Below are 7,376 nucleotides of genomic sequence, written 5' to 3'. Positions count from 1 at the left end.
GATGCAAATCGAGGCGCCCCGCTCCTGGTTGGCGGCCTGGCAGCCGCCGCCGTGTCAGACCTCGACGACGACCGGAAGGATCATCGGGCGCCGGCGGTAGGTGTCGGAAACCCACTTGCCCACCGTGCGACGGACCAGCTGCTGGAGCTGATGCGGCTCCATGACCCCGTCCTGCGCCGACTTGTTCAGGGCTTCCTCGACCTTGGGCACCACGGCGGTGAACGCACCGTCGTCGATGCCCGAGCCGCGGGCCTGGATGTGAGGACCGCCCACGATCTTGCCGGATGAGCTGTCCACCACGATGAAGACCGAGATGATCCCCTCGTCGCCGAGGATGCGGCGGTCCTTGAGGGACGTCTCCGTGACATCGCCGACCGAGAGGCCGTCGACGTACACGTAACCGGCCTGGACCTTGCCGACGATCTTGGCCTTGCCGTCGATCAGGTCGACGACGACGCCGTCCTCGGCGATGACGATGTGGTCCTTCGGCACGCCGGTCAGCGCACCGAGCTCGGCGTTGGCCCTGAGGTGGCGCCATTCGCCGTGCACCGGCATCAGGTTCTTCGGCTTGCAGATGTTGTAGAAGTACAACAGCTCGCCGGCCGAGGCGTGGCCTGAGACGTGGACCTTGGCGTTGCCCTTGTGGATGACGTTCGCACCCCAGCGGGTCAGGCCGTTGATCACGCGGTAGACCGCGTTCTCGTTGCCGGGGATCAGGGACGACGCCAGGATCACGGTGTCGCCCGGGACGATCCGGATCTGGTGGTCCCGGTTCGCCATACGGGAGAGGGCGGCCATCGGCTCGCCCTGCGAACCCGTGCAGACCAGCACGACCTCGTCGTCCGGCAGGTCGTCCAGGGTCTTGACGTCGACGACCAGGCCCGCGGGCACCTTCAGATAGCCCAGGTCACGGGCGATGCCCATGTTCCGGACCATGGAACGTCCGACGAAGGCGACCCGGCGGCCGTACTCGTGTGCGGCGTCCAGGATCTGCTGGATGCGGTGGACGTGGCTGGCGAAGCTGGCCACGATGATGCGCTTCTGGGCGTTCGCGAAGACCGTGCGCAGGACGTTCGAGATGTCCCGCTCCGGTGGCACGAAACCGGGGACCTCGGCGTTCGTCGAGTCGGAGAGAAGAAGGTCGATGCCCTCCTCGCTCAGCCGGGCGAAGGCGTGCAGGTCGGTGAGACGGCCGTCCAGCGGGAGCTGGTCCATCTTGAAGTCACCGGTCACGACGGCCATGCCCGCAGGCGTGCGGATGGCCACCGCGAGGGCGTCCGGGATGGAGTGGTTGACCGCGACGAACTCGCAGTCGAAGATGCCGATGCGCTCACGCTGTCCCTCGGTCACCTCAAGGGTGTAGGGACGGATCCGGTGCTCCTGGAGCTTGGCCTCGATGAGTGCGAGGGTCAGCTTGGAGCCGATGAGGGGGATGTCCGGCTTCAGCCGGAGCAGATACGGAACGGCGCCGATGTGGTCCTCGTGGCCGTGCGTGAGGACGATGCCCTCGACGTCGTCCAGGCGGTCCCGGATGGTGGTGAAGTCCGGCAGGATCAGGTCGATGCCCGGCTGCTCCTCCTCGGGGAAGAGCACACCGCAGTCGACGATGAGCAGGCGGCCGCCGTACTCGAAGACCGTCATGTTGCGGCCGATTTCGCCCAGGCCACCCAGCGGGGTGACCCGCAGGCCGCCCTTGGGAAGCTTCGGCGGGGTACCGAGTTCAGGATGCGGATGACTCAAAAGACTCTCCTTACCACGCGCGCCACGTACCGCTGAGGGCACGTGGCGCGCATGTCATTCGTGCACTTGCTGTTGTCAGGTGGTGTTTCCGCCGCGAGTGTCCTCGCGTATTCAGTTGTGAAGTCTGTGGTTAGAGCTGTACCCCACCGGCAGCCAGATCGATCTTGAGCTGGGCCGTCTCCTGAGCGGTGAGTTCCACCAGAGGGAGGCGCAGCGGACCGGCGGGCAGGCCCTTCAGGGTGAGCGCGGCCTTCGTGGTGATCACGCCCTGGGTGCGGAACATCCCGGTGAAGACCGGGAGCAGCTTCTGGTGGATCTCCGTGGCCTTCTGCACGTCTCCGCCGAGGTGCGCCTCGATGAGCGCGCGCAGTTCCGGGGTGACGACATGGCCGACGACGGAGACGAAGCCGACGGCGCCGACCGAGAGCAGCGGGAGGTTGAGCATGTCGTCACCGGAGTACCAGGCGAGGCCGGACTGGGCGATGGCCCAGCTGGAGCGGCCCAGGTCTCCCTTGGCGTCCTTGTTGGCGACGATCCTGGGGTGCTCGGCGAGGCGTACGAGCGTCTCTGTGTCGATCGGCACACCGCTGCGGCCGGGAATGTCGTACAGCATCACCGGGAGTCCCGTGGAGTCCGCGATGGCGCCGAAGTGGCGGAGGAGGCCCTCCTGCGGCGGCTTGTTGTAGTAGGGCGTGACCGCGAGGAGGCCGTGTGCGCCGGTGCGCTCGGCGGTACGGGCCAGCTCGATGCTGTGCCGGGTGTCGTTGGTGCCGACGCCCGCGATGACGTGGGCCCGGTCTCCTACGGCTTCCAGCACGGCCCTGACGAGCTGGTCTTTCTCCGCGTCGCTGGTGGTCGGGGACTCGCCGGTGGTGCCGTTGACGACCAGGCCGTCGTTGCCTGCGTCCACCAGATGGGTGGCGAGCCGCTGGGCGCCGTCGAGGTCGAGTGCGCCGTCCGCCGTGAAGGGCGTGACCATAGCGGTGAGGACCCTCCCGAAGGGGGTCTGCGGAGTGGAGATCGGAGCCATGGGTAACACGCTACTCGTTGCTCGGAGCGTCGTGCCCCCTCGGGGGGACGAGGAAGACGAGGAAGAGGAGCCCGGCACTGCCTGCTCGGGGGTTCAAGCAGTGCCGGGTCCGTTTGATCAGCCTAGATGAACTTCACGAAACGTCGCAATACGGACACCGCCTACGGGGCGACCCGTCCGTTTTTGTTGAAGGCGGCATGAGTGAGCGGCATCAGGCTCTGCCAGTGCTGTTCCATCTGTTCGCCGACCATTTCGATCTCGCGCTGCGGGAAGGACGGCACCTTGGCCAGCTCGTGCTGTGTACGCAGGCCGAGGAAGTGCATGAGCGAGCGGGCGTTGCAGGTGGCGTACATCGTGGAGAACAGCCCGACGGGGAGCACGGCGCGGGCGACCTCACGGGCGACTCCGGCGGCGAGCATCTCCTGGTAGGCGTCGTACGCCTGGCGGTACGACGCCTCCATGGCGCGGCTCGTGAGCTCGTGCTGCTCCGGGGTTCCCTCGACGAATTCGTACTTGCCGGGGCGGCCCTGCTGGATGAGCTTGCGGGACTCCCCCGGGACGTAGAAGACCGGCTCGAGCTCCCTGTAGCGGCCCGATTCCTCGTTGTACGACCAGCCCACGCGGTGCCGCATGAACTCGCGGAACACGAAGATCGGGGCGCTGATGAAGAAGGTCATCGAGTTGTGCTCGAACGGGCTGCCGTGCCGGTCCCGCATCAGGTAGTTGATGAGCCCCTTCGAGCGCTCGGGGTCCTTCGTGACCTCTTCCAGAGACTGCTCGCCGGCCGTGGACACACGGGCTGCGAACAGCACGTCGGAGTCGCTGGCGGCTGATTTCACCAGGTCAACGGTGACATCGCTGCGGAAGTGGGCCTTCGTGGGCTCGGGGGTGTCGGTCACCGGCGGGGGTCCTTCCAATGGCGTCGCTCGGGCGGCGTCCACTCTACGGGCCCCATGGACGGCATCCGTCAGCGGGAAATTTTGGACGGGTTCGGCGATTCGGGGCACCGATCGGGCCTCTCGTACGTCTGACTCATTAGCAGCACCCGTTCCAGAGTTCAAGGAGAGCTTCCTCATGTTCCGCCGGCGTGAATCCGTCCCGTTCTCGTTCGTAGCCGAGGCCGACCGGTTCCGCAGTAATGTCACTCCGCCTCCCCGCCAGCGTGCCAGTCGCTCCCAGCTGGCCGCTCGTTCCCTCGTAGGGCTGACGCTGGTCGCCGGCTTCGCCGGATCGCTGCTCTTCGGCCTCCCCGCTCTCGACACCGAGCGGACGCCGTCCCACAGTCAGACGTCCGAGGCTTCCCAGCATCGCTGACCCGTACGGGCCCCCTGGGGTGGTCGGCCGGGGGGCTGCTCGGTAGCCTCACCGGGCACAGCAATCGAGCGTGCTTGTGAGTGAGGATCAGTCGTGCCCCTGCCCTTCCTGACGGCCGACCGCGCATTCGACGCGGGCGCAGAGGACATCGCGCTGCCGTTCGACGACCACGACAGCTGGCGCCGGCCTTACCGTCCCGGCCCGTGGCGGGTCGCCGCGGCAGCCACGCTGCTGCTGCTGGCGTCCTTCGTACTGCTCGCCGCGATGATCATCACGCTCGCCGGATCGCTGTCCGGTGCCACCGCGTGTTTCGCGCTCGCCGCCGTGGCGATCGCCTGCGCGCTGCGGCTGCTGCGGGTCGGTGCCTGGGTGAGCCTGCACGGCGTACGCCGGGTGGGTTTCTTCCGTACGACCACCGTGCGGTGGGAGAACGCCGCAGCGGTCCGCACGGTGCAGCAGCCGGTGAAGTGGCTCGGTTTCCCGCGCACCGTCCAGGGACAGGCCCTGGTCGTGGTGCGCAAGAGCGGCGAGCCGTTGGCGCCGCTGGTCACCGACCACAACGCGGACTTCCTGGCCCGCGCCGAGGCGTTCGAGCGTGCCACGGACTCGATCGAGGCCTGGGGCGACGAATACCGCACCAACTGACGGCCGGGGCCCCACAGGCCCGCAGAGGCACCTCACAAGCCGGTACGGCGCCGCTCAGGCGCGTACCGGCTTGTTCGTGTGCAGGGCGATGGCACGCTGCATCGCCTTACGGGCGCGTGGGGTGTCCCTCGCGTCCTGGTAGGCGACCGCCAGCCGGAACCAGCAGCGCCAGTCGTCCGGGCTGTCCTCGGTCTCCTCGCGGCGCCGCGCGAAGACGGCGTCGGCCGAGTCGCGGTCGATACGCCCGGACGGGGTGCGCACCAGCTCGTCGACGGGGAGGCCCCCTTCCGAGTCCAGTTCGGCGGCCAGGGCGTTGGCCCTGCGTACGAACTGGGTGTTCTTCCAGAGGAACCAGACGCCGATCACCGGCAGGATCAGCACCGCCACACCGAAGGTGACCGTGAGCAGCGTGCCGTGCCGGATGAGCAGGACGCCACGGCTGCCGGCCAGGACGAAGTAGAAGACCAGGACGGCAGCGGTGACGACGTAGGTGAGCTTTGCGCGCATGGGGTTGGGCCCAGTCAGTTCAGGTCGAGGAAGTGTTCCAGGCCGAAAGTGAGGCCGGGAGTGGTCACCACACGGCGGGTGCCGAGCAGGATGCCCGGCATGAAGCTGCTGTGGTGGAGCGAGTCATGGCGCAGGGTGAGCGTCTCGCCCTCGCCGCCCAGCAGGACCTCCTGGTGGGCGAGGAGACCGCGGAGCCTGACGGAGTGGACCGGGACGCCGTCGACGTCCGCGCCGCGTGCTCCGTCCAGCGCCGTGGCCGTGGCATCCGGCTGCGGCGCGGCGCCGGCCTTCTCGCGGGCAGCGGCGATGAGCTGGGCGGTGCGGGTGGCGGTGCCGGAAGGAGCGTCCGCCTTGTTCGGGTGGTGGAGCTCGATGACCTCGACGGATTCGAAGTAGCGGGCGGCCTGCTCCGCGAACCTCATCGTCAGGACGGCGCCGATGGAGAAGTTCGGCGCGATGAGCACACCGGTCTCCGGCGAGCCGGAGAGCCAGGTGTTCAGCTGCGCGAGCCGTTCGTCGGTCCAGCCCGTGGTGCCTACGACGGCGTGGATCCCGTGCCGGACGCAGAAGCCGAGGTTGTCCATCACCGACGCGGGTGTGGTGAGCTCGACGACGGCCTGGGCGCCGGTCTCCGTGAGGGTCTCCAGCTTGTCGCCGCGGCCGAGCGCGGCCACCAGCTCCATGTCGTCGGCGGCCTCCACGGCTCGTACCGCCTCGGAACCGATGCGTCCCTTGGCGCCGAGAACGGCCACGCGCAGCTTGCTCATGTGTTGATTTCCTTACGGGGTGGTTAGGAGACCGCTTCCTGGAGGCGGTCGGCCTGCTTGTCCTTCAGCGGGCCGATGACCGAGAGCGAGGGCCGCTGTCCGAGGACATCGGCCGCCACGGCCCGGACCTCGTCGGGAGTGACCGCCGCGATCTTGGCCAGCATGTCATCGACGGACATCTGTTCGCCCCAGCAGAGCTCGCTCTTGCCGATGCGGTTCATGAGCGCGCCCGTGTCCTCGAGGCCGAGGACGGTCGAACCGGCGAGCTGGCCGACGGCGCGGCCGATCTCCTCGTCGCCGAGGCCGTCCGTCGCCACGCGGTCGAGCTCGTCGCGGCAGATCTTCAGGACCTCGTGCACCTGGCTGGGCCGGCAGCCCGCGTACACGCCGAAGAGCCCGCAGTCGGCGAAGCCCGAGGTGTACGAGTACACGCTGTAGGCGAGGCCGCGCTTCTCCCGTACCTCCTGGAAGAGGCGTGAGCTCATGCCGCCGCCGAGGGCGGTGTTCAGGACGCCGAGTGCCCAGCGACGCTCGTCAGTCCTGGCCAGGCCGGGCATGCCGAGGACGACGTGGGCCTGCTCGGTCTTGCGGTTGAGCAGCTCGACCTTGCCGGCCGCACGCAGGGTGCGGGAGCCTTCGCGCGGTGCCGTGGGGACGGCATCGGTGCGGGTCAGGGCGCCCGCGCGCTCGAAGGCCCTGCGGACCTGCCGTACGACGGTGGCGTGGTCCACGTTGCCGGCCGCGGCCACCACCAGGTGCGTGGGGTCGTAGTGCTTCTTGTAGAAGCGGGCGATCTGGCCGCGGTTCAGCGCGTTGATCGTGTCCACGGTTCCGAGGACCGGGCGGCCCAGCGGGGTGTCGCCGAGCATGGTGTGCGCGAAGAGGTCGTGCACGCAGTCGCCCGGGTCGTCCTCCGTCATCGCGATCTCCTCGAGGATGACGCCGCGCTCGGCGTCGACGTCCTCGGGGGCGATCAGGGAGCCGGTCAGCATGTCGCAGACGACATCGATGGCCAGCGGGAGGTCCGTGTCCAGGACCCGCGCGTAGTAGCAGGTGTACTCCTTCGCCGTGAAGGCGTTCATCTCGCCGCCGACCGCGTCGATCGCGGACGAGATGTCGAGGGCGCTGCGCTCGGCCGTGCCCTTGAAGAGGAGGTGTTCGAGGTAGTGCGTCGCGCCGTTCAGGGTGGGCGTCTCGTCGCGTGAACCGACGTTGGCCCAGATCCCGAAGGTGGCGGAGCGGACGGAGGGCAGCGTCTCGGTGACGACCCGGAGACCGCCCGGAAGGACGGTACGGCGGACGGTGCCGATGCCGTTGCTGCCCTTGAGAAGCGTTTGGGTACGGGCGACGGCCCGCCCCTCCGAGGAGGGGCG

At 68.5% G+C, this 7,376-nt stretch carries 8 protein-coding genes; 2 read left to right on the top strand and 6 right to left on the bottom strand.

Annotated features, from left to right (window positions below; all coding sequences use genetic code 11):
- Positions 1-54 precede the first annotated feature (54 nt).
- From ACFWFI_RS38830 to thyX, 3 genes are all read right to left on the bottom strand, one after another.
- Positions 55-1,740 carry a ribonuclease J gene (locus tag ACFWFI_RS38830; protein WP_387399975.1) on the bottom strand — a complete coding sequence of 562 codons (1,686 nt, stop codon included), beginning with the start codon at positions 1,738-1,740 and terminating at the stop codon, positions 55-57.
- 130 nt (positions 1,741-1,870) lie between these two features.
- Positions 1,871-2,770, bottom strand: a complete 900-nt coding sequence (gene dapA, locus ACFWFI_RS38825) for a 4-hydroxy-tetrahydrodipicolinate synthase (RefSeq protein ID WP_387399974.1) — start codon at positions 2,768-2,770, stop codon at positions 1,871-1,873.
- 161 nt (positions 2,771-2,931) lie between these two features.
- The gene (thyX, locus tag ACFWFI_RS38820; protein ID WP_387399972.1) at positions 2,932-3,669 is read right to left on the bottom strand and encodes an FAD-dependent thymidylate synthase; all 738 of its coding nucleotides are present in this window, start codon (positions 3,667-3,669) and stop codon (positions 2,932-2,934) included.
- Positions 3,670-3,844: 175 nt separating this feature from the next.
- On the opposite strand from thyX, the gene ACFWFI_RS38815 reads away from it, so the two are divergent.
- Positions 3,845-4,084 (top strand): hypothetical protein, encoded by a 240-nt coding sequence (locus ACFWFI_RS38815; protein WP_387399970.1) that lies wholly within the window; start codon positions 3,845-3,847, stop codon positions 4,082-4,084.
- Positions 4,085-4,177: 93 nt separating this feature from the next.
- Complete coding sequence (locus tag ACFWFI_RS38810) at positions 4,178-4,729, top strand: hypothetical protein (RefSeq protein ID WP_387399969.1); 552 nt, start codon at positions 4,178-4,180, stop codon at positions 4,727-4,729.
- A 54-nt stretch (positions 4,730-4,783) separates the two neighbouring features.
- Here ACFWFI_RS38810 and ACFWFI_RS38805 read toward each other — a convergent pair whose 3' ends face one another.
- The 3 genes from ACFWFI_RS38805 to ACFWFI_RS38795 form a co-directional block, all read right to left on the bottom strand.
- Positions 4,784-5,236 carry a tetratricopeptide repeat protein gene (locus ACFWFI_RS38805; protein ID WP_387399967.1) on the bottom strand — a complete coding sequence of 151 codons (453 nt, stop codon included), beginning with the start codon at positions 5,234-5,236 and terminating at the stop codon, positions 4,784-4,786.
- Between the two features lie 14 nt (positions 5,237-5,250).
- On the bottom strand, positions 5,251-6,003 hold the full coding sequence (dapB, locus tag ACFWFI_RS38800; RefSeq protein WP_387399965.1) for a 4-hydroxy-tetrahydrodipicolinate reductase: 753 nt from the start codon (positions 6,001-6,003) through the stop codon (positions 5,251-5,253).
- Between the two features lie 23 nt (positions 6,004-6,026).
- Positions 6,027-7,376, bottom strand: a 1,350-nt coding sequence (locus tag ACFWFI_RS38795) for a M16 family metallopeptidase (protein ID WP_387399963.1), incomplete at its 5' end; no start/stop codon positions are given.

The sequence above is a fragment of the Streptomyces sp. NPDC060209 genome, assembly GCF_042728155.1.
In the GTDB taxonomy this organism is placed as follows: domain Bacteria; phylum Actinomycetota; class Actinomycetes; order Streptomycetales; family Streptomycetaceae; genus Streptomyces.
The sequence above is the reverse complement of the archived record's forward strand: the minus strand, read 5'-3'. Positions and strand labels throughout refer to the sequence as shown.